The organism is Variovorax sp. GW821-FHT09D04, from assembly GCF_059416405.1.
Genome location: NZ_JBWKPA010000002.1, coordinates 322,730 through 342,824, shown reverse-complemented (window position 1 = coordinate 342,824; position 20,095 = coordinate 322,730). Strand labels below are relative to the sequence as shown.

Sequence of the window (20,095 nt, the reverse complement as noted above, 5' to 3'; positions counted from 1 at the left end):
GCTGGGCGGGTCAGCCGCGCCCGAATTCCTCGCCCAGCTCGGCCGCGCGCTTCTGCGCCGCGCGGATGGCGGTCTTGAACTGGCCCTTCACATCGGAGGCTTCGAGCGCGCTCAGGGCCGCGTAGGTCGTGCCGCCCTTGGAGGTCACGCGTTCGCGCAGCACCGACGGCGGCTCGGTCGCGCTGTGCGCCAGCGCCGAGGCGCCGGTGAAGGTGCCGATGGCCAGCCGCTGGGCCTGGTCGGGCGTGAGGCCCATCTCGACGCCGGCCTCGGTCATCGCCTCGATGAAATAGAACACGTAGGCCGGGCCGGAGCCCGACATGGCGGTCACCGCGTCGAGCGCGGGTTCGGCGTCGACCCAGATCAGCTCGCCGGTCGGCGCCAGCAGCTGGCCGACGCGTGCGCGGTCCGCGCTTTCGACGCCGGGCCGCGCGAACAGGCCGGTCATGCCCTTGCCGACCAGGGCCGGCGTGTTGGGCATGGCGCGCACCACGCGCTCGGTACCGAGCCAGCGGGCGATGCTGTCGGACGGAATGCCCGCCGCCACGCTCAGGTGCAGGGCGTCGCCGGCAAAGGCGCGCACCGGGCGCGTGGCTTCCGCGAAGGTCTGGGGCTTGACCGCCCACACCACCACGGCGCAGCGCGCGAGGGCCTCGGTGGCCTCGGCCTTGGCGACGATGCCGTAGGACTGGGCCAGCTTGGTGCGGGCCTCCTCGAAAGGCTCGATCACTTCGAAGTTGTCGGCCGCGACGCCTTGCTGGATCAGGCCGCCGATGATGGCGCTGGCCATGTTGCCGCCGCCTATGAAGGCGATGGGGGGCAGGGGGCCCGGCGCGGTGCGGGGCAGGAAGGTCACGGCGATGGTCATGGTCGGTCGGTGTAGGCGAAGGCGGCGAACTGCGTCACTTGCAGCGGGTTGAAATTGTCGTCGCTCACGACCACCAGCAGGCGGCGGCCGTCGGGCAGCGGCGGGCCCCAGCACATGCCCTCGGTGTTGTCGAGGCGCGAGAGGCCGAGGGTGGCGAAGTCGGCCACGAGCGTCTTGGCGGCCGGGCGGTGGTTGCCGGGGGCGAGGGCGTCGATGGCGAGCACGTCGTCGGCGGTCCGGGTGTCTATTTCATACAGGCGCAGCGAATTGCCGGCGCCGGTGGCGTAGGCCCGCTCCAGCACCAGCATGCGGTGGGCGTCGAGCATGAGCACCTCGCTCACGCCGTTGTCGGCGTAGGTGCCCGGCACCAGCGGGCGCAGCGGGATGGCGTCGGGCACATAGGCGATCTGGCGCACGGCGCGGCCGGTCGCGAGGTCGACCTGGGTGAAGCGACAGGGGCCGCCGGGGGCGGTGGTGGTCGGGACGGGGCCGTCCTGGACCAGGGCGTTTTCCATTGCAAGCCAGGCCGACCGGTCGTCGGGCGTGAGGGCCAGGCCCTCGAGTGTCTGGTTGTCGCGCGGGCCGCGGCGCTGGGTCGGGTCGGGGGCGAACATCGCCGGCAGGGCGAATTCGCGCAGGAAGCGTCCGTCGCGCGCCGATTCATACATAGCGGGGCCGAAGCCGCGGGCCAGGTCGCCTTCGCTGGTCCAGAGCAGGGTGCCGGCCGAGGGGCGCAGGCGCAGGGCCTCGGGATCGGGAACGGGAACGGGAACGGGAACGGGCAGGCCGTCGACCGCGTGGCGCCGACCGGGCCAGGGGCCGCCGCCGGGGCGTTGCAGCTGGACAACGCCGGTGGGCTCGGGGGCTGCGTCGACCGGCTGGGGCCAACGTGCGGTGTAGCAGCGCACGGGGCTCAGATCTGACCGGTCATCGCTGAGAAGCAGGTACTCACCTTTGATGGGGTCGTAGTCGATGCCGGAGAGGCCGCCTGCCGTGGTGCTCTCTATAGAGCGTCGGTGCGTCCAGCGGGCTTCCCCCAGGCGCTGCAGCCGGCCGGTGTCCGGCGCCGGTGTTGCGCTGCGGCAACCCGCAAGCCCCAGCGATCCCAGGCCCAGCAGGCCCGCGCCGCCCGCCAGCAGGCGTCGGCGCAGCAGGGAAGGCGGCGAAACGAGGGGGTGGTTGGGGGCGCGCACGCCACAAAGTCTAGCGGCTGTCGAAGTTCGCGTGATGAGGCAGTTGACATCGCCCGGCATGGGTGCCACAATCGCGGGCTTCGCTTTCAAAAGGCGAAGCTTTCAGCCCAAAGCGGAAGCGTCTCGAGTGGTTCGAGGCGTGGACGACGGGCCCAAGACTGACCGCGGTGTCTCCCTCCTGGAGGCTCATCGGTACAAGTTGGGAATATCAAGAAATGATCCAAACTGAATCCCGGCTCGAAGTGGCCGACAACACGGGCGCGAAATCCGTCCTGTGTATCAAGGTGCTCGGTGGCTCCAAGCGGCGTTACGCCAGCGTGGGCGACGTCATCAAGGTCAGCATCAAGGAAGCCGCTCCGCGTGGTCGCGTCAAGAAGGGCGAGATCTACAGCGCAGTGGTGGTCCGCACCGCCAAGGGCATCCGTCGTGCTGACGGTTCGCTCGTCAAGTTCGACGGCAATGCCGCCGTGCTGCTCAACGCCAAGCTGGAGCCCATCGGCACCCGCATCTTCGGACCGGTCACGCGCGAACTGCGCACCGAGAAGTTCATGAAGATCGTGTCGCTGGCACCCGAAGTTCTCTAAGGACGCAACGCCATGAACAAGATTCGCAAAGGCGACCAGGTCATCGTGTTGGCCGGTCGTGACAAGGGTAAGCGCGGCGTCGTGTCGCTGCGCGCAGACGATTCGCATGTGATCGTCGACGGCATCAACCTCGTCAAGAAGCACACCAAGCCGAACCCCCTCAAGGGTACGACCGGTGGCATCGTCGAGAAGACCATGCCGATTCACCAATCCAACGTGGCGATCTTCAATGCCGCGACCGGCAAGGCCGATCGCGTGGGCATCAAGGTCACCCAAGGTGCCGACGGCAAGCGCGTGGCTGTTCGCGTCTTCAAGTCGAGCGGCGACGAAATCAAGTTCGCCTAAGAGGTACTCACATGGCACGTCTCCAACAACACTATCGCGAAAAGATCGCGAAAGACCTGACGGAAAAGTTCGGCTACAAGTCGCCGATGCAAGTTCCGCGTCTCACCAAGATCACCCTGAACATGGGTGTGGGTGAAGCAGTCGCCGACAAGAAGGTCCTCGACAACGCCGTCGCCGACCTGACCAAGATCGCTGGCCAGAAGCCCGTGGTTACCAAGTCGAAGAAGGCCATTGCCGGCTTCAAGATCCGCGAAAACCAGCCGATCGGCTGCATGGTCACGCTGCGTGGCGTGCACATGTACGAGTTCCTGGACCGTTTCGTCACCGTGGCCCTGCCCCGCGTGCGTGACTTCCGCGGTATCTCGGGTCGTGCATTCGACGGCCGTGGCAACTACAACATCGGCGTCAAAGAGCAGATCATTTTCCCTGAGATCGAGTACGACAAGGTCGACGCCCTGCGCGGTCTCAATATCAGCATCACGACGACGGCCAAGACCGACGAAGAAGCCAAGGCGCTTCTCGCTGGCTTCCGTTTCCCGTTCAAGAACTGAGGTGATCTGTGGCTAAAGCATCTTTGATCCAGCGCGAACTCAAGCGCGACAAGCTGGTTGCCAAGTTCGCTGCGAAGCACGCAGAACTGAAGGCAACTTCCAACGACGCGAAGAAGAGCGACGAAGAGCGCGCAGCGGCCCGCCTGGCCCTGCAGAAGCTCCCGCGCAACGCGAACCCCACGCGCCAGCGCAACCGTTGCGAAATCACCGGTCGCCCCCGTGGCACCTTCCGTCAATTCGGTCTGGCCCGCGCCAAGATCCGCGAACTGGCTTTCAACGGCGACATCCCCGGTGTCACCAAGGCCAGCTGGTAAGCCAGGCAGGAGCAAACAACATGAGCATGAGTGATCCCATTGCCGACCTGCTGACGCGTATCCGTAACGCGCAGATGGTGGCGAAGCCCACCGTGTCGGTCCCGTCTTCCAAGGTGAAGATCGCGATCGCACAAGTCCTGAAGGACGAGGGCTACATCGACGGCTTCCAGGTCAAGACCGAAGCCGGCAAGAGCGAACTTGAAATCTCGCTGAAGTACTACGCTGGCCGTCCGGTCATCGAGCGCATTGAGCGCGTGAGCCGCCCCGGCCTGCGCGTCTACAAGGCCAGCACTTCCATTCCGCAAGTCCAGAACGGCCTCGGCGTTGCGATCGTTACGACCCCCAAGGGCGTGATGACCGACCGCAAGGCGCGCGCCACCGGTGTCGGCGGCGAAGTTCTGTGCTACGTCGCCTAACCGAGACATCGAGGAGTTACTGAAATGTCCCGAGTAGGAAAAATGCCGGTCGCCATCCCCGCAGGCGTGGATGTGTCGATCAAGGAAGACCAGATCAGCGTCAAGGGCACGGGCGGCACGCTCAGCCTGGCTCGCAACGCGCTGGTGAATGTCGTCAACAAGGACGGCAAGCTGAGCTTCGAGCCCGCCAACGATTCGCGTGAAGCGAATGCGATGAGCGGCACGATTCGCCAGCTGGTGAACAACATGGTGGTTGGCGTGACCAAGGGCTTCGAAAAGAAGCTGAACCTGGTCGGCGTCGGCTACAAGGCTGCAGCGTCCGGCGCCAAGCTGAACCTGCAAGTCGGTTACTCGCACCCGGTCAACATCGACATGCCGCAAGGCATCACGGTGACCACCGCGACCCCGACCGAAGTGGTGATCAAGGGCGCTGACCGTCAACGCGTCGGCCAGATCGCCGCTGAGATCCGCGCTGTTCGTCCGCCAGAGCCCTACAAGGGCAAGGGCATCCGCTATGCGGACGAGAAGATCGTGATCAAAGAGACCAAGAAGAAGTAAGGGGCAGCAAAATGATGTTGACCAAAAAAGCACAGCGTCTTCGCCGCTCGCGCCAGACCCGCATCCGCATTGCGACGCAGGGCGTGGCTCGCCTCACGGTGAACCGCACCAACCTGCACATCTATGCCACCGTCATCTCCGACGACGGCACCAAGGTGATCGCAACCGCATCGACCGCCGAAGCCGAAGTGCGCGCAGCACTCGGCGCCTCGGGCAAGGGTGGCAATGCCGCCGCTGCCACCGCCATCGGCAAGCGCATCGCTGAAAAGGCGAAGGCTGCCGGCGTCGAGAAGGTCGCTTTCGATCGTGCAGGTTTCGCCTACCACGGCCGCGTCAAGGCGCTGGCCGAGGCAGCCCGCGAAGCCGGTCTGCAGTTCTAATCGGACACGAGATTCAAAATGGCAAAGATTCAAGCAAGAACGCAGAACGAAGGTCCTGAGGACGGTCTGCGCGAGAAGATGATCGCGATCAACCGCGTCACCAAGGTGGTGAAGGGTGGTCGTATCCTCGGTTTCGCAGCACTGACCGTGGTCGGTGACGGCGATGGCCGCGTCGGCATGGGCAAGGGCAAGTCGAAGGAAGTGCCTGCTGCCGTGCAGAAGGCAATGGAAGAAGCCCGCCGCAACCTGTTCAAGGCTCCGATCAAGAACGGTACGCTGCACCACCAGGTGCAAGGTCACCACGGTGCTGCCACCGTCGTGATGTACCCGGCTCCCAAGGGTACCGGCATCATCGCCGGCGGCCCGATGCGCGCCGTGTTCGAAGTCATGGGCATCACCGACATCGTGGCCAAGAGCCATGGTTCGTCGAACCCCTACAACATGGTTCGCGCCACGCTCGACGGGTTGAAGAACTCGACGACGGCCGGCCAAGTGGCTGCCAAGCGCGGTCTCACCGTCGAAGAAATCTTCGCCTGAGCGCAAGCTCTCGCAAGGCTGAAGGAAGCATTCAAATGACGCAACAACAAACCCTCAAGGTGCAGCTGGTGAAGAGCCCGATCGGCACCAAGGAATCGCATCGCGCGACCGTGCGTGGCCTCGGCCTGCGCAAGCTCAACAGCGTGAGCGAGCTGCAAGACACGCCCGCAGTGCGCGGCATGATCAACAAGATCAGTTATCTGGTCAAAGTTCTGTAAGAGAGACTGATATGGAACTCAATGGCATCAAGCCGGCAGCTGGCGCCAAGCACGCCAAGCGTCGCGTTGGCCGCGGTATCGGCTCCGGCATCGGCAAGACCGCAGGTCGCGGTCACAAGGGCCAGAAGTCGCGCGCAGGCGGTTTCCACAAGGTCGGCTTCGAAGGCGGTCAAATGCCGCTGCAGCGTCGCCTGCCCAAGCGCGGCTTCAAGTCGCACCTGCTGAAGTACAACGCCGAAGTCACGCTGACTGCTCTCGAGCAGCTCGGCCTGGCCGAAGTCGATGTCCTGGCGCTGAAGCAAGCCGGCCTCGTGGGCCAGCTCGCCAAGGTCGTCAAGATCATCAAGACCGGCGAACTCACCAAGGCCGTCAAGCTGACGGGCGTGGGTGCGACCGCTGGTGCCAAGGCTGCGATCGAAGCAGCCGGCGGCAGCCTCGCCTGATCACCTTCGGACTGAAAGAAGTTCTTCGTGGCAACTAACGCGGCAACGATCGCAAAAACAGGCAAGTTCGGCGACCTCCGTCGTCGGCTCGTCTTTTTGCTGCTCGCGCTCGTGGTCTACCGGATTGGCGCGCACATTCCTGTGCCGGGTATCAACCCGGACCAGCTGGCAGCGTTATTCCAGGGCCAGCAGGGCGGCATTCTGAGCCTGTTCAACATGTTCTCGGGCGGGGCGCTGTCGCGTTTCACCGTGTTCGCGTTGGGGATCATGCCGTACATCTCGGCGTCGATCATCATGCAGCTGATGACCTACGTGCTTCCGACCTTCGAGCAATTGAAGAAGGAAGGCGAGGCCGGTCGCCGCAAGATCACGCAGTACACGCGCTATGGCGCGCTCGGCCTGGCTCTGTTCCAGTCGTTCAGCATCGCAGTGGCCCTCGAATCGTCGGCCGGTCTGGTGATCGCCCCCGGTTTCGGCTTCCGCCTGACCGCCATGGTGAGCCTGACGGCAGGTTCGATGTTCCTGATGTGGCTCGGCGAGCAGATCACCGAACGCGGCCTGGGCAACGGCATCTCGATCCTGATCTTTGCAGGTATCGCGGCCGGTCTGCCCGGTGCGATCGGCGGCCTGGCTTCGCTGGTGACGACCGGTGCGATGAACCCCATCGTTGCGCTCTTCATCATCGCTGTCGTGGTGCTGGTCACCTACTTCGTGGTGTTCGTGGAACGTGGTCAGCGCAAGATCCTCGTGAACTATGCGCGGCGCCAGGTTGGCAACAAGGTCTACGGCGGTCAGTCGTCGCACCTGCCCCTGAAGCTGAACATGGCCGGTGTGATTCCTCCGATCTTCGCGTCGTCGATCATTCTGCTGCCGGCAACGGTGGTGGGCTGGTTCAGCGCTGGTGACGGTGGCTTCCGCTGGATCAAGGACATCGCCAGCGCACTGCGTCCGGGCGAGCCGATCTACGTGCTGCTGTACGCCGCTGCGATCGTTTTCTTCTGCTTCTTCTACACGGCACTCGTGTTCAACAGCAAGGAAACGGCCGACAACCTGAAGAAGAGTGGTGCGTTCATTCCTGGCATTCGCCCGGGTGACCAGACCGCTCGCTATATCGACAAGATTCTGGTTCGCCTGACGTTGGCTGGCGCGGTGTACATCACCTTCGTCTGCCTGCTGCCCGAGTTCCTGATCCTGAAGTACAACGTGCCGTTCTACTTCGGTGGTACCTCCCTGCTGATCATCGTGGTCGTCACGATGGACTTCATGGCCCAGGTGCAAAACTACATGATGTCCCAGCAGTACGAATCGCTGCTGAAGAAGGCGAACTTCAAGACATCGTAGGGCTGTGAGTTTCAGTATTGAGTCCGGGCGGTAGACCGCCACGTTAAACAGTTTTAGGAGAATGAAATGAGAGTTTCGGCTTCGGTCAAAACCATCTGCCGTAATTGCAAGGTCATCCGCCGTAAAGGTGTGGTGCGTGTGATTTGCACCGACCCGCGCCACAAGCAGCGCCAGGGTTGATTGAAGAGTATTAGAGGACGCACATGGCACGTATTGCTGGCATCAACATCCCGCCGCACAAGCACGCTGAAATCGGCCTGACCGCCATTTTCGGTATCGGTCGCACCCGCGCCCGTCAAATCTGCGAAGCGAGCGGCATCGAATATTCGAAGAAGATCAAGGATCTGACCGACGCCGATCTCGAAAAGATCCGCGACCAGATCGCTCTGTTCACGATCGAAGGCGATCTGCGTCGCGAGACGACGATGAACATCAAGCGTTTGATGGACATCGGCTGCTATCGCGGCTTCCGTCACCGTCGCGGCCTGCCGATGCGCGGCCAGCGCACGCGCACCAACGCCCGCACCCGCAAGGGTCCGCGCAAGGCTGCGCAGTCCCTGAAGAAATAAGGATAGACAAGCATGGCTAAAGCACCTGCAAACAACGCCGCACAGCGCGTTCGCAAGAAGGTTCGCAAGAACGTTGCGGACGGTATCGCCCACGTGCATGCCTCGTTCAACAACACCATCATCACGATCACCGATCGCCAGGGCAACGCCCTGTCGTGGGCTTCGTCGGGTGGCCAGGGCTTCAAGGGCTCGCGCAAGTCGACCCCGTTCGCTGCGCAGGTCGCTTCCGAAGTGGCCGGCCGTGCTGCTGTCGAACAAGGTATCAAGAACCTCGACGTCGAGATCAAGGGCCCCGGTCCTGGTCGCGAGTCGTCGGTGCGCGCCCTGGCTGCGCTCGGCATCCGGATCAATTCCATTGCCGACGTGACGCCCGTTCCGCACAACGGCTGCCGTCCCCAGAAGCGTCGCCGCATCTGATCGTCAGTCCGCAAGGCGCAGCCAGCTTTCGAGCGGCTGCGCATTTGTTTTTTCACTAAGCCCACCGCCATCGGCACATCCGCCGACGGCTCCCGCAGGCAACTGCGGCAGATGACACCAAGGAAATACCGTGGCACGTTACCTCGGCCCCAAGGCCAAACTTTCCCGCCGTGAAGGCACCGACCTGTTCCTGAAGAGCGCCCGCCGTTCGATCCAGGACAAGGCCAAGTTCGACTCCAAGCCCGGCCAGCACGGCCGCACCTCGGGTCAGCGCACCTCCGACTACGGTCTGCAGCTGCGTGAGAAGCAGAAGGTCAAGCGCATGTACGGCGTGCTCGAGAAGCAGTTCCGCCGCTACTTCGAAGAAGCCGATCGCCGCCGTGGCAACACCGGCGCCAACCTGCTGTTCATCCTCGAGTCGCGCCTGGACAACGTGGTCTATCGCATGGGCTTCGGCTCGACGCGCGCCGAAGCACGCCAGCTCGTGTCGCACAAGGCGATCACCGTGAACGGCCAGTCGGTCAACATCCCGTCGTACCTGGTCAAGACCGGTGACGTGATCGCCGTGCGCGAAAAGTCCAAGAAGCAGAACCGCATTGTCGAAGCGCTGCAACTGGCCCAACAAGTCGGCATGCCGGCCTGGGTCGATGTGAACGCCGACAAGGCCGAAGGCACCTTCAAGAAGGTCCCGGATCGCGACGAATTCGCAGCCGACATCAACGAATCGCTGATCGTCGAACTGTATTCGCGTTGATTTTCTCTACCCGCCTGCGCGTCCTTGCGCCGGCGGGAGATTGATATTGTTGTTCACGTTCCTGCTCCGCACTCTGTTGCGGATCAGGCGCTTCACCAGCCTTACCGGTGTAACGAGCCGGGGGTATTGAGAGGAAGTCTGCATGCAAACCACCCTGCTGAAACCCAAGACCATCCAGGTCGAGCAACTTGCCGCCAACAAGGCCAAGGTCACGCTCGAGCCTTTCGAGCGCGGCTACGGCCACACGCTCGGCAACGCGCTGCGTCGCGTTCTGCTGTCGTCCATGGTCGGCTACTCGGCCACCGAAGTCACGATCGCTGGCGTTCTGCATGAGTACTCGTCGATCGACGGCGTGCAGGAAGATGTCGTCAACATCCTGCTGAATCTCAAGGGCGTGGTGTTCAAGCTCCACAACCGCGACGAAGTCACGTTGAGCCTGCGCAAGGACGGCGAAGGCCCGGTCCTCGCATCGGACATCCAGACCCCGCACGACGTCGAGATCATCAACCCCGACCACGTGATCGCGCACCTGTCGCAAGGCGGCAAGCTCGACATGCAGATCAAGGTCGAAAAGGGTCGCGGCTATGTGCCCGGCACGATGCGTCGCTACGCCGACGAGCCGACCAAGTCGATCGGCCGCATCGTCCTCGACGCATCGTTCTCGCCCGTCAAGCGCGTGAGCTACACCGTCGAAAGCGCCCGCGTCGAACAGCGTACCGACCTGGACAAGCTGCTGGTCGAGATCGAGACCAACGGTGCGATCAGCGCCGAAGATGCCGTTCGCGCATCGGCTAAAATCCTGGTCGAGCAGCTCGCCGTGTTCGCGCAGCTCGAAGGCGGCGAACTCGCTGCATTCGATGCACCCGCACCGCGCAGCGCCCAGCAATTCGATCCGATCCTGCTGCGCCCTGTCGACGAACTCGAACTGACGGTGCGTTCGGCCAACTGCCTGAAGGCCGAAAACATCTACTACATCGGTGACCTGATCCAGCGCACCGAAAACGAGCTGCTTAAGACCCCGAACCTGGGTCGCAAGTCGCTCAACGAAATCAAGGAAGTGCTCGCTTCGCGCGGTCTCACCCTTGGCATGAAGCTCGAAAGCTGGCCGCCGGCTGGTCTCGACAAGCGTTGATTTGAATTTTTGAGAAATCGGCCCCCTGAAAAGGGCCAGTGCACCGGACAGTACCTGACACGGCTGTCTGTTTTTATAAAGTAAAGGAAAGCACCATGCGTCACGGACACGGACTCCGCAAACTCAACCGCACCAGCTCGCACCGCCTCGCGATGCTGCAGAGCATGATGAATTCGCTCATCGAGCACGAAGTCATCAAGACCACGGTCCCCAAGGCCAAGGAACTGCGCCGCGTCATCGAGCCGATGATCACGCTCGCCAAGAAGCCCACGCTCGCCAACAAGCGCCTGGCCTTCGACCGCCTGCGCAGCCGCGACAGCGTCGTCAAGCTCTTCGGCGAACTCGGCCCGCGTTTCGCCGCGCGTCCGGGCGGCTACACCCGCATCCTGAAGATGGGTTTCCGCGTGGGCGACAACGCTCCGATGGCGCTCGTCGAACTGGTCGACCGTGCTGAAATTAAAGATGCTGGCGCTGAGCAAAACGCCGCTGAATAAGCTATAATTGATACTTGCCGCGCGATGGAGCAGCCTGGTAGCTCGTTGGGCTCATAACCCAAAGGTCGCAAGTTCAAATCTTGCTCGCGCAACCAATTTAAAAGGCCCTTTGAGAAATCAAAGGGCCTTTTTCTTTGGCCGAATTCTTTTGGAAATTCCTGGTCGAAATTCGACACAAAAAAAGCCCTCGCGAAGAGGGCTTTTCTGTTTCCGGGCCAGCCCCGCGAAGAGGCCGGTCTTGAGAACGCGCCGCAGCGGCGCCTGACGACTGCGCTGACGCGCAGCCCAAGCGCAGGATCAGTCCGGGATGACCGCCGTCACCTCGATCTCCACCTTCGCACGGTGCTCCACCAGCGCCGCCACCTGCACGCAGGTCATGGCCGGGAAATTGCGGCCCAGCGCATCGCGGTAGACCGGGCCGAGCTCGGACAGGCGTCGGCTGTACTCGTCGCGGTCCGTCACGTACCAAGTCATGCGCACCATGTGCTCGGGGCCGGCACCGGCTTCGCGCAGCACCTCGGCGATGTTGCGCAGCGCCTGGCCGCACTGGTCGATGAAGTCGTCGGATTCGAACTGCTGCTGGGCATTCCAGCCGATCTGGCCGCCGACGAACACCTGGGTGCCGCGCGCCGCGATGCCGTTTGCATAGCCCTTCGGGGGCAGCCAGCCCGGGGGCTGAATGAGTTTGTTCGTCATGATGGTGTGTTGCTGTTGAGTTGTCTCAATTTGAAGCGTTGGAGTTTGCCGGTTTCGGTGCGCGGCAGCGCCGTCACGAACTCGATCTCCCGCGGATACTTGAAGGGGGCGATGGTGGCTTTCACGTGGTCCTGGAGGGCCTTCACCATCGCCGCGTCGCCGGTGTTGCCGGGCTTGAGCACGCAGAAGGCCTTCACGATCATGCCCCGGTCAGTGTCGGGCTTGCCGATCACACCGCACTCGGCCACGGCCGGGTGCTTGAGCAGCGCATCCTCCACTTCCGGGCCGCCGACGTTGTAGCCGGCCGTGATGATCATGTCGTCCGCACGCGCCTGATAGAAGAAGTAGCCGTCGTCATCCTGCACGAAGGAGTCGCCGGGGTAGTTCCAGCCGTTCTTCACGTAGTCGGCCTGGCGCGAATCGTCGAGGTAGCGGCAGCCGACCGGGCCTTGCAGCGCCAGCTTGCCGACCGTGCCGCGCGGCACTTCGTTGCCCTGGTCGTCGACCACCTTGGCCGTGAACCCCGGCACCGCCTTGCCGACGGCGCCGCGGCGCACCTCGTCGCCGGCGGCCGAGATGTAGATGTGGAACACCTCGGTGCCGCCGATGCCGTCGAGCATCTCGATGCCGGTGGTCTCCTTCCAGAGCTGGCGCGTGGCGTCGGGAAGCGCCTCGCCTGCGCTCACGCAGATGCGCAGGCTCGGCGCCCCGTGCTGCCGGACGAAGGGCGCCATCTGGCGATAGAAGGTGGGCGCGGTGTAGCAGATGGTCGCGCCGACTTCGTTGATGAGCTTCACGAGCGCTTCCGGCGAGAAGGCGCCGTCGGGAAAGTACACCGACGCACCGGCCCACATCGGGAAGATCAGCAGCCCGCCGAGCCCGAAGGTGAAGGCCAGTGGGGGCGTGCCGACCACGATGTCGTCGCTGCGCGCGCGCAGCACGTGGCGCGGCCAGGTCTGGCACATGGCGACCACGTCGCGGTGCGTGGTGACGGGTGCCTTGGGCTTGCCCGTGGTGCCCGAGGTAAATGCGAGCAGCGCGATGTCGTCGGCCGCCGTGGGGCAGGCGGTGAACACGCCGCTCTTGCCGGCCGCGCGCGCCGACAGCGAATCGGGTGCGTCGGGCTGGTTGAAGGCAATCACCGTCGCGAGCACCGGGTGCGCCTGCTGCGCGGCCACCAGCTCCTCGAGCAGGCGGCCTTCGCACAGCGCGGCCACGGGCTGCGATTTCTCGATGATCTCGCCCAGTTCCTTGGCTCGCAGCAGCGGCATGGTTGCTACCGCGATCAGCCCGGCCTTGACCACGGCGAGCCACGACAGCGCCATCCACACCGAGTTGCCGCCGCGCAGCAGCACGCGGTTGCCGGGCACGAGCCCGAGATCCTCGACCAGCACCTGGGCGATGCGGTTCACCTCGACGCCCGCCTGGGCGTAGGTGAGCACGCCGGCGGGCGAGCGCAGCATCGGCCGGTCGCCGAAGCCCTTGGCGACCGCCTTGTCCAGCAGCTCCTCGACCAGGTTCAGCTGGTCGGGGAACTGCAGCTCGGGCAGGTCGTAGCGAAAGACCGGCAGCTGCGCGGCAGGCGGCAGGCGGTCATGAACGAAGCGATCGACTTGGGCAGACACGGTTTCACCCCCGCAAAACGGATTTGCCGATGATCAGTTGCTGGACTTCCGTCGCGCCTTCGTAGATGCGCAGCGAGCGGATATCCCGGTACAGGCTTTCGATCTTGGTGCCGACCTTCACGCCGAGTCCCCCATGCATCTGCAGCGCCATGTCGATCACGCGGCTGGCGTTCTCGGTGGCGCACATCTTGGCCATGGCCGCAGCGGCCGACACGTCGCCGACCGCCGGCGCGCCGCGGCGTTCCGCGTCGTCGCGCATCCACGCGGCGCGGTAGGTGAGCAGCGCGGCGCTGTCGATCAGCGCGGCCATCTCGCCGAGCTTGGCCTGCGTGAGCTGGAAGTCGGCCAGCGTCTGGCCGAACATGCGGCGGCCCTTGGCGTGCGCGATGGCTTCGGCGAGCGCGCGGCGTCCCATGCCGAGCGCGGCCGCGGCGACCGAAGCGCGGAAGATGTCGAGCGTGCGCATCGCGAGCTTGAAGCCGCCGTTCAGCGTGCCCAGCTGCGCCGTGCGCGGCACGACGCAGTTGTCGAAGCGCAGGGTGGCCAGCGGGTGCGGCGCCATCACGTCGATGTGGGCCGAGGTGTCGAGCCCCGGCGTCGTCGCGTCGACGATGAATACCGTGATGCCGCGCGTGCCGGCCGTGGGGTCGGTCTTGGCGAACACGCAGTAGAAGTCGGCGATGCCGCCGTTGCTGATCCAGGTCTTCTCGCCGTTCAGGCGCCAGCCGTCGGCGGTGGGCTCGGCGCGCATCGCCATCGCCGCCACGTCGGAGCCGGCCTCGGGTTCGCTGAGCGCGAAGGCCGCGATCTTCTTGCCCTGGCCCACGGCCGTGAGGTACTGCGACTGCTGCTCGGGCGTGCCGTCCAGCGTGATCGCGCCGCTGCCCAGGCCCTGCATCGCGAAGGCGAAATCGGCCAGTGGCGAGTGGTAGCCGAGCGTTTCGCGCAGCAGCACGAGCGCGCGCGAATCGAGGCGCTCGAGCGCGCCGCCGGCACTGCCCGGCACCGCATAGCGCAACCAGCCGGCGTCGCCGAGGCGGCGCACCCATTCGCGGCAAGCCGCGCGGTCGTCGCGCTCATCGATCTCCTGGGCGGCGCACCAGGGCAGCAGGTCGTTGGCGAGCGCGCGGTGCGCGTCGTCGAAGAACGGCAGCGCGAGGTGCGCGGTCGACGGTGGGGCAGGAATCTTGGTCATCATGCGCGTCAGTCTCCGCCGAACACCGGCTTGCGCTTGGCCGCGAAGGCCTCGTAGGCGCGCTTGAAGTCTTCGGTCTGCATGCAGATCGCCTGCGCCTGCGCTTCGGCCTCGATGGCCTGGTCGATGGTCATCGACCATTCCTGCGACAGCATGGTCTTGGTCATGCCGTGCGCGAAGCTCGGGCCCTCGGCCAGGTCGCGTGCGACCTTGGTGGCGGCGTCGAGCAGCGAGGCGCTGTCGTGCAGTGCGTTGAAGAAGCCCCAGGCCTGGCCTTCGTCGGCGGTCATGGCGCGGCCGGTGAACAGCAGCTCCGAGGCGCGGCCCTGGCCGATCACGCGCGGCAGCAGTGCGCAGGCGCCCATGTCCGCGCCAGCCAGGCCCACGCGGGTGAACAGGAACGCGGTGCGCGTGGCGGGCGTGCCGTAGCGCAGGTCGCAGGCCAACGCGATCATCGCGCCGGCGCCAGCGCACACGCCGTCGATCGCGCCGACGATCGGCTGCGGGCAGTTGCGGATGGCCTTCACGAGGTCGCCCGTCATGCGCGTGAACTCGAGCAGCTCGGGCATGCGCATGCCGGTCAGCGGGCCGATGATTTCATGCACGTCGCCGCCCGAGCAGAAGTTGCCGCCGGCACCGGTGACGACGATCACCTTCACGTCGGTCGCGTAGGTCAGCGCGCGGAACAGGTCGCGCAGCTCGGCGTACGAGTCGAAGGTCAGCGGGTTCTTGCGCTCGGGGCGGTTCAGCGTGATGGTGCCGACACCGGCTTCATAGCGCCAGGCAAAGTGCTCGGCCTTGTAGTCGGCCTTGGGTTCGAATTGCGCGCGCATGGGATTGCTTGCGCCGATGTAGTGCTTCATGCGGTCTCCGCCAATTGGCTGCTGTGGGAATGTTGCTTGACCTTGCCGAGCAGCTTGTGAAGCTGCGCGATCTCCTTGGGGTTGAGGCTCGAGAAAGCCTCGACGATCCAGTCTTCGTGCTGCTGCGCCATCTCGTTGAAGAGCTTGCGTCCGCGCGGCGTGAGGCGCACGCGCCAGGCGCGGCGGTCGCCCTCGACGTTGATGCGCTCCACCAGCCCTTCGGTCACGAGCTGGTCGGTGATGCCGGTGACGTTGCCGCCCGTGACCATCATGCGGCGCGAGAGCTCGTTCATCTTCAGGCCGTCGGGCGAGCGCTCGAGTTGCGACATGAGATCGAAGCGCGGCAGCGTGGTGGCGAACTGCGCGCGCAGGCCGTTGCGCACCTGCTTTTCCACCAGCTGCGTGCAGGTGAGCAGACGCAGCCAGAGGCGCAGCGCCTCGGGGTGCTCGCTGTGGGCGCGTGCTTCGAGGTCCATGTCAGTGCGTCTCTTCGGCGTCGGCCGCGCGGCCCGCGGCAGCGGTGGCCGCGGCGATCTGCTGCTGCTTGGCGATCTCGCGGTACATCTGGTCGCGGCCGCTCAGGTACTGCTTGGGCCAGTCGACGTCGCGGCTTTGCAGCTTGGCGGCTTCGTGCAGCGTCCACGCCGGGTCGGCCAGGTGCGGGCGCGCCACGGCGCACAGGTCGGCGCGGCCGGCCGCGATGATGCTGTTGGCCTGGTCGGCGTCGGTGATGGCGCCCACTGCGATGGTCGAGATGCCGACCTCGTTGCGGATGCGGTCGGCGAACGGCGTCTGGTACATGCGGCCGTACACGGGCTTGGCGGCGCGCGTGGTCTGGCCCGAGGACACGTCGATGAAGTCGGCACCGGCCTCCTTGAAGAGGCGCGCGACCACCACGGCGTCGGCATCGGTGTTGCCGCCGGGCGCCCAGTCGTGCGCCGAGATGCGCACGCTCATCGGCTTGTCGGTCGGCCACACGGCGCGCATCGCGCGGAACACTTCGAGCGGGTAGCGGCAGCGCGCTTCGATGTCGCCGCCGTACTCGTCGGGGCGCAGGTTGGTGAGCGGGCTGATGAAGGCCGACAGCAGGTAGCCGTGCGCGCAGTGCAGCTCGAGCCAGTCGAAGCCGCACTCGACCGCGCGGCGCGTGGAGTCGACGAACTGGTCGCGCAGCGTGTCCATCTCGGCGCGCGTGATCGCGGCTGGCCGCTGGTTCTGTTCACCATAGGGCAGAGCGCTCGCGCCGAGCACGGGCCAGTTGCCGCTTTCGAGCGGCTCGTCGGTGCCTTCCCAGCCCACGCGGGTCGAGCCCTTGGGGCCGCTGTGGCCGAGCTGGATCGCGATCTTGGCGCTCGACTGCGTGTGCACGAAGTCGACGATGCGCTTGAACGCGGCCTGCTGCGTGTCGTTGTACAGGCCCGTGCAGGCCGGCGTGATGCGGCCTTCTGGCGTCGGGCTCGTCATTTCGACGCACACCATCGCGGCGCCGCCGAGCGCGCGTGCGCCCAGGTGCACCAGCAGGAAGTCCTGCGGCACGCCGTCGACCGCGCTGTAGGTCGCCATCGGCGAGACCACGATGCGGTTCTTGAGCTCGAGGCCGCGCACCTTCAGCGGCATCAGCATCGGTGCCACGGCCTTGCCGCCCGCCAGCCACTGCTCGTAGCCGCCGAGCCATTGCGTGTCGCGCACGCGCAGGTTCTCGTGGCTGATGCGCTGCGAGCGCGTGAGCAGCGAGTAGGCGAACTGCTCGATCTCCATGCCCGTGTAGCGCGGCACGTTCTCGAACCATTCGGTGGAGTTGCGCGCGGCGTTCTGGATCTTCAGCACCTCGACGCTGCGGCGTGCTTCATAGCCTTCGAGCACATGGTCGACAGTGCCGCCCTGTTCGAATTCGTTGGCCAAGTCGATCGCGTCCTCGAGCGCGAGCTTGGTGCCCGAGCCGATCGAGAAGTGCGCCGTGTGCGCGGCGTCGCCCATGAGCACGACGGGGACCGAGCGGCCTTCGACATCGATGCGGTGCGTCCAGCGCTCGCACACCACGCGCGGAAAGCGGATCCAGTTGGCCGAGCCGCGCAGGTGCGTGGCGTTGCTGATGAGCGCGTGGCCGCCCAGGTACTTGGCGAACAGCTTCTCGCAGAAGGCGATGGCCTCGGGCTGCTCCATCTGGTCGAGGCCGTGGGCCTTCCACACGGCTTCGGGCGTCTCGACGATGAAGGTCGAGGTCTTGTCGTCGAACTGGTAGGCATGCGCCTGGAACCAGCCGTGCTCGGTCTGTTCGAAGGCGAAGGTGAAGGCGTCGAAGGTCTGGTGCGTGCCCAGCCAGACGAAGCGGCAGTTGCGCAGGTCGATGTCGGGCTTGAACACGTCGGCATAGCGCTGGCGGATGCGGCTGTTGAGGCCGTCGCTGGCAATGACGAGGTCGGCCTTGTACTGCGCGGCAATGGCCTGGTCGTCGGTGGCGTCGGTCTCGAACACCAGCTCCACGCCGAGTTCGAGGCAGCGTTCCTGCAGGATGTTCAAGAGGCGCTTGCGGCCGATGCCGCAGAAGCCGTGGCCGCCCGAGCGCACCTGGCGGTCCTTGAAGAAGACCTGGATGTCGTCCCAGTGGTGGAACTCGTTGCCGATGAGCGCGGCCGTGGGGCCGTCGGCTTCGCGCAGGTTGCCCAGCGTCTGGTCGCTGAGCACCACGCCCCAGCCGAAGGTGTCGAAGGGGCGGTTGCGTTCGACCACGGTGATCTGCAGCGCCGGGTTGCGGGCCTTCATCAGCAGGGCGAAATACAGGCCGGCTGGACCCCCACCGATGCACAGGATGCGCTGGAGGTCCGAGGCGGGCGCGAGGCGGGGGGAGGTCAAGCTGTTCATGGTTGAATAGTTTAGGCATAAACAATCTGTTGTCAACGAGGGCTTCTCTGCAGAGGCCCTGGGCCCGCGCGGCGCGTGATGTCATGCAAATCCTTGGAAAAATCAATACCATGGACGCATGCAACACTTGATACCCAAGATCGAGTCGCAGCTGGCCTCGCTGCCCGTGCCCATCGCACTGGAGTTGCCCGACGGGCGCCGGGTCGCCCAGGCGGGTTCACGCGTGACGCTGGCTTTCAAGGAGTGGTCGGTGCTGGCCAAGCTGGCCGGCCGGCAGGTCGGGGCCATCGGCGAGGCCTACGTCGAGGGCAAGGTGCAGATCGAGGGCGCCATGCGCGACCTGATCGACGCCACCGTCGGCCTGTTGCCCGGCAACCCGGCCGAGACCGACACCACCTGGTGGAGCCGCCTGCAGCGCCGCGCCAAGTCGCGCGGCTCGCACTCGCTGCGCAAGGACGCCGCGCAGATCGAGTTCCACTACGACGTCTCCGACGATTTCTACGCGCTGTGGCTGGACCCGCGCCGCGTCTATTCATGCGCCTACTTCCGCACGCCCGAGCTCACGCTGGCGCAGGCGCAGGAAGCCAAGCTCGACCACATCTGCCGCAAGCTCATGCTGCAGCCCGGCGAGCGCTACCTGGACATCGGCTCGGGCTGGGGCGCGCTGCTGCTGTGGGCGGCCGAGCACTACGGCGTGGACGCCACCGGCATCACACTGTCGAAGAACCAGCATGCGCACGTGCAGCGGCTCATCGAGGAAAAAGGCCTGCAGGGCCGCGTGCGCGTGGAGCTGCGCGACTACCGCGAGCTGCCCGACGACCAGCCCTTCGACAAGATCTCGTCGGTGGGCATGTTCGAGCACGTGGGCGCGGCCAACATGCCGACCTACTTCCACAAGATCCACACCCTGCTCAAGCCGGGCGGGCTGGTGCTCAACCACGGCATCACCTCGGGCGAACTGAACTACCGCCAGCTCGGCGCGGGCATGGGCGACTTCATCGAGAAATACATCTTCCCCGGCGGCGAGTTGCTGCACGTGACGCACGTGCTGCGCGAGACCGCGGCGGCCGGGCTGGAGATGGTCGACACCGAGAGCCTGCGCCCGCACTACGCGCGCACGCTGTGGGCCTGGTCGGATGCGCTCGAGGCGCAGCTCGATGCCGCGCGCGAAGTGCTGGGCCGCAGCGGCGGGCGCCAGGGCGAGAACGCCGAGCGCATTCTTCGCGCCTACCGCCTGTACCTCGCGGGCTCGGCGATGAGCTTCGAGCAGGGCTGGATCTCGCTGCACCAGATGCTGTCGACCAAGCCCGACGGCAAGGTCGAACACGGTGCCTTGCGCGGTGCGCAATCGGTGTACCCTTTTGCCCGTGACTACATCTACAAATAAGTGAGGACACCACCCATGCTCTACCGCTTCAAATCCCGGGCCGCCCCAGACTTCGTGATGCTCGAGGTGCATGCGCGCCAGCTGCTCGACATCGTCGGCAAGCCGGCCGCGCCGCAGGGCATCATCACGGTCGAGCAGATCCCCGGCGCCATTGCTGCCCTCGAAGCCGCACTGGCGCTCGAAAGCAGCAAGCCCGCGCCGCACAACCACGACGAGCACGTCGTCGAAGGCCATGACGCCGACGCCGAGAAGCAGCATGTCGGCCTGCACCAGCGCGCCGCGCCGCTGCTGCACATGCTCAAGGACTCGCAGGCCGAGAGCAAGGATGTGACCTGGGGGACCTGAGCCCCGAC

General features: G+C 65.3%; 27 protein-coding genes and 1 tRNA gene. 20 read left to right on the top strand and 8 right to left on the bottom strand.

The annotated features are described in order from the left end of the window. Positions 1-10: 10 nt before the first annotated feature. Both proC and AC07O4_RS07870 read right to left on the bottom strand, forming a co-directional pair. Complete coding sequence (proC, locus tag AC07O4_RS07875) at positions 11-868, bottom strand: pyrroline-5-carboxylate reductase (RefSeq protein WP_492741848.1); 858 nt, start codon at positions 866-868, stop codon at positions 11-13. Further along, the gene (locus AC07O4_RS07870; protein WP_492741847.1) at positions 865-2,061 is read right to left on the bottom strand and encodes an esterase-like activity of phytase family protein; all 1,197 of its coding nucleotides are present in this window, start codon (positions 2,059-2,061) and stop codon (positions 865-867) included. The genes proC and AC07O4_RS07870 overlap by 4 nt, the downstream gene beginning before the upstream one ends. 215 nt (positions 2,062-2,276) lie before the next feature. Between AC07O4_RS07870 and rplN the strand changes: the two genes are divergently transcribed. The 18 genes from rplN (at position 2,277) to AC07O4_RS07780 (ending at position 11,209) form a co-directional block, all read left to right on the top strand. Further along, positions 2,277-2,645, top strand: a complete 369-nt coding sequence (rplN, locus tag AC07O4_RS07865) for a 50S ribosomal protein L14 (protein WP_009124801.1) — start codon at positions 2,277-2,279, stop codon at positions 2,643-2,645. 12 nt (positions 2,646-2,657) lie between these two features. Next, on the top strand, positions 2,658-2,990 hold the full coding sequence (gene rplX / locus AC07O4_RS07860) for a 50S ribosomal protein L24 (RefSeq protein WP_062474813.1): 333 nt from the start codon (positions 2,658-2,660) through the stop codon (positions 2,988-2,990). An 11-nt stretch (positions 2,991-3,001) separates the two neighbouring features. Beyond that, the gene (gene rplE / locus AC07O4_RS07855; RefSeq protein WP_056576993.1) at positions 3,002-3,541 is read left to right on the top strand and encodes a 50S ribosomal protein L5; all 540 of its coding nucleotides are present in this window, start codon (positions 3,002-3,004) and stop codon (positions 3,539-3,541) included. An 8-nt stretch (positions 3,542-3,549) separates the two neighbouring features. Next, the gene (gene rpsN / locus AC07O4_RS07850) at positions 3,550-3,855 is read left to right on the top strand and encodes a 30S ribosomal protein S14 (protein ID WP_056576989.1); all 306 of its coding nucleotides are present in this window, start codon (positions 3,550-3,552) and stop codon (positions 3,853-3,855) included. 20 nt (positions 3,856-3,875) lie between these two features. After that, a complete protein-coding gene (gene rpsH, locus AC07O4_RS07845; RefSeq protein WP_062474816.1) occupies positions 3,876-4,271 on the top strand; it encodes a 30S ribosomal protein S8 in 396 nt (131 codons plus the stop codon). A gap of 24 nt (positions 4,272-4,295) precedes the next feature. Further along, entirely contained in the window at positions 4,296-4,829 is a 534-nt protein-coding gene (gene rplF, locus AC07O4_RS07840) for a 50S ribosomal protein L6 (protein ID WP_062474819.1), read from the top strand. A gap of 14 nt (positions 4,830-4,843) precedes the next feature. Then, positions 4,844-5,209 carry a 50S ribosomal protein L18 gene (gene rplR, locus AC07O4_RS07835; protein ID WP_056577252.1) on the top strand — a complete coding sequence of 122 codons (366 nt, stop codon included), beginning with the start codon at positions 4,844-4,846 and terminating at the stop codon, positions 5,207-5,209. A gap of 18 nt (positions 5,210-5,227) precedes the next feature. Then, positions 5,228-5,746 carry a 30S ribosomal protein S5 gene (rpsE, locus tag AC07O4_RS07830; RefSeq protein WP_056576983.1) on the top strand — a complete coding sequence of 173 codons (519 nt, stop codon included), beginning with the start codon at positions 5,228-5,230 and terminating at the stop codon, positions 5,744-5,746. Between the two features lie 35 nt (positions 5,747-5,781). After that, on the top strand, positions 5,782-5,964 hold the full coding sequence (gene rpmD, locus AC07O4_RS07825; RefSeq protein WP_019653974.1) for a 50S ribosomal protein L30: 183 nt from the start codon (positions 5,782-5,784) through the stop codon (positions 5,962-5,964). Positions 5,965-5,975: 11 nt separating this feature from the next. Further along, on the top strand, positions 5,976-6,407 hold the full coding sequence (rplO, locus tag AC07O4_RS07820) for a 50S ribosomal protein L15 (RefSeq protein ID WP_056576982.1): 432 nt from the start codon (positions 5,976-5,978) through the stop codon (positions 6,405-6,407). Positions 6,408-6,434: 27 nt separating this feature from the next. Beyond that, positions 6,435-7,748, top strand: coding sequence for a preprotein translocase subunit SecY (gene secY / locus AC07O4_RS07815; protein WP_056576979.1), 1,314 nt, complete (start codon positions 6,435-6,437; stop codon positions 7,746-7,748). 66 nt (positions 7,749-7,814) lie between these two features. Further along, positions 7,815-7,928 carry a 50S ribosomal protein L36 gene (gene rpmJ, locus AC07O4_RS07810; RefSeq protein WP_013544106.1) on the top strand — a complete coding sequence of 38 codons (114 nt, stop codon included), beginning with the start codon at positions 7,815-7,817 and terminating at the stop codon, positions 7,926-7,928. 23 nt (positions 7,929-7,951) lie between these two features. Further along, on the top strand, positions 7,952-8,317 hold the full coding sequence (gene rpsM, locus AC07O4_RS07805) for a 30S ribosomal protein S13 (protein ID WP_013544105.1): 366 nt from the start codon (positions 7,952-7,954) through the stop codon (positions 8,315-8,317). 12 nt (positions 8,318-8,329) lie between these two features. Beyond that, positions 8,330-8,734: a 30S ribosomal protein S11 gene (gene rpsK, locus AC07O4_RS07800; protein WP_009124825.1), complete on the top strand. Its 405-nt coding sequence runs from the start codon at positions 8,330-8,332 to the stop codon at positions 8,732-8,734. Between the two features lie 130 nt (positions 8,735-8,864). Then, positions 8,865-9,488 carry a 30S ribosomal protein S4 gene (gene rpsD, locus AC07O4_RS07795; protein WP_056576976.1) on the top strand — a complete coding sequence of 208 codons (624 nt, stop codon included), beginning with the start codon at positions 8,865-8,867 and terminating at the stop codon, positions 9,486-9,488. A gap of 142 nt (positions 9,489-9,630) precedes the next feature. Further along, complete coding sequence (locus AC07O4_RS07790; RefSeq protein ID WP_056576973.1) at positions 9,631-10,620, top strand: DNA-directed RNA polymerase subunit alpha; 990 nt, start codon at positions 9,631-9,633, stop codon at positions 10,618-10,620. A 95-nt stretch (positions 10,621-10,715) separates the two neighbouring features. Then, on the top strand, positions 10,716-11,114 hold the full coding sequence (rplQ, locus tag AC07O4_RS07785; protein WP_495304211.1) for a 50S ribosomal protein L17: 399 nt from the start codon (positions 10,716-10,718) through the stop codon (positions 11,112-11,114). 18 nt (positions 11,115-11,132) lie between these two features. Continuing rightward, positions 11,133-11,209, top strand: a tRNA-Met gene (locus tag AC07O4_RS07780). A 202-nt stretch (positions 11,210-11,411) separates the two neighbouring features. Here the strand turns inward: AC07O4_RS07780 and AC07O4_RS07775 are convergent. From AC07O4_RS07775 to AC07O4_RS07750, 6 genes are read right to left on the bottom strand one after another with little or no spacing between them, the layout of a single operon-like run. Beyond that, on the bottom strand, positions 11,412-11,810 hold the full coding sequence (locus AC07O4_RS07775; RefSeq protein WP_056576966.1) for a RidA family protein: 399 nt from the start codon (positions 11,808-11,810) through the stop codon (positions 11,412-11,414). Then, the gene (locus AC07O4_RS07770; protein ID WP_495304210.1) at positions 11,807-13,435 is read right to left on the bottom strand and encodes an AMP-binding protein; all 1,629 of its coding nucleotides are present in this window, start codon (positions 13,433-13,435) and stop codon (positions 11,807-11,809) included. Before AC07O4_RS07770 ends, AC07O4_RS07775 begins: the two co-directional genes overlap by 4 nt. Before the next feature lie 4 nt (positions 13,436-13,439). Next, positions 13,440-14,633: an acyl-CoA dehydrogenase family protein gene (locus tag AC07O4_RS07765; protein WP_139700616.1), complete on the bottom strand. Its 1,194-nt coding sequence runs from the start codon at positions 14,631-14,633 to the stop codon at positions 13,440-13,442. A 5-nt stretch (positions 14,634-14,638) separates the two neighbouring features. Next, positions 14,639-15,493 (bottom strand): enoyl-CoA hydratase family protein, encoded by an 855-nt coding sequence (locus AC07O4_RS07760; RefSeq protein WP_354347742.1) that lies wholly within the window; start codon positions 15,491-15,493, stop codon positions 14,639-14,641. Then, positions 15,490-15,969 carry a MarR family winged helix-turn-helix transcriptional regulator gene (locus AC07O4_RS07755; RefSeq protein WP_056576953.1) on the bottom strand — a complete coding sequence of 160 codons (480 nt, stop codon included), beginning with the start codon at positions 15,967-15,969 and terminating at the stop codon, positions 15,490-15,492. The genes AC07O4_RS07760 and AC07O4_RS07755 overlap by 4 nt, the downstream gene beginning before the upstream one ends. Position 15,970: 1 nt before the next feature. After that, positions 15,971-18,355 (bottom strand): bifunctional salicylyl-CoA 5-hydroxylase/oxidoreductase, encoded by a 2,385-nt coding sequence (locus AC07O4_RS07750; protein ID WP_495304209.1) that lies wholly within the window; start codon positions 18,353-18,355, stop codon positions 15,971-15,973. 118 nt (positions 18,356-18,473) lie between these two features. Here AC07O4_RS07750 and AC07O4_RS07745 point away from each other — a divergent pair, with 118 nt between their 5' ends. Together AC07O4_RS07745 and AC07O4_RS07740 are read left to right on the top strand one after the other, a co-directional pair. Next, positions 18,474-19,742: a class I SAM-dependent methyltransferase gene (locus tag AC07O4_RS07745; protein WP_062474832.1), complete on the top strand. Its 1,269-nt coding sequence runs from the start codon at positions 18,474-18,476 to the stop codon at positions 19,740-19,742. Positions 19,743-19,757: 15 nt separating this feature from the next. After that, positions 19,758-20,087, top strand: coding sequence for a DUF1840 domain-containing protein (locus AC07O4_RS07740; RefSeq protein WP_070062980.1), 330 nt, complete (start codon positions 19,758-19,760; stop codon positions 20,085-20,087). The last annotated feature ends 8 nt before the right edge of the window (positions 20,088-20,095 follow it).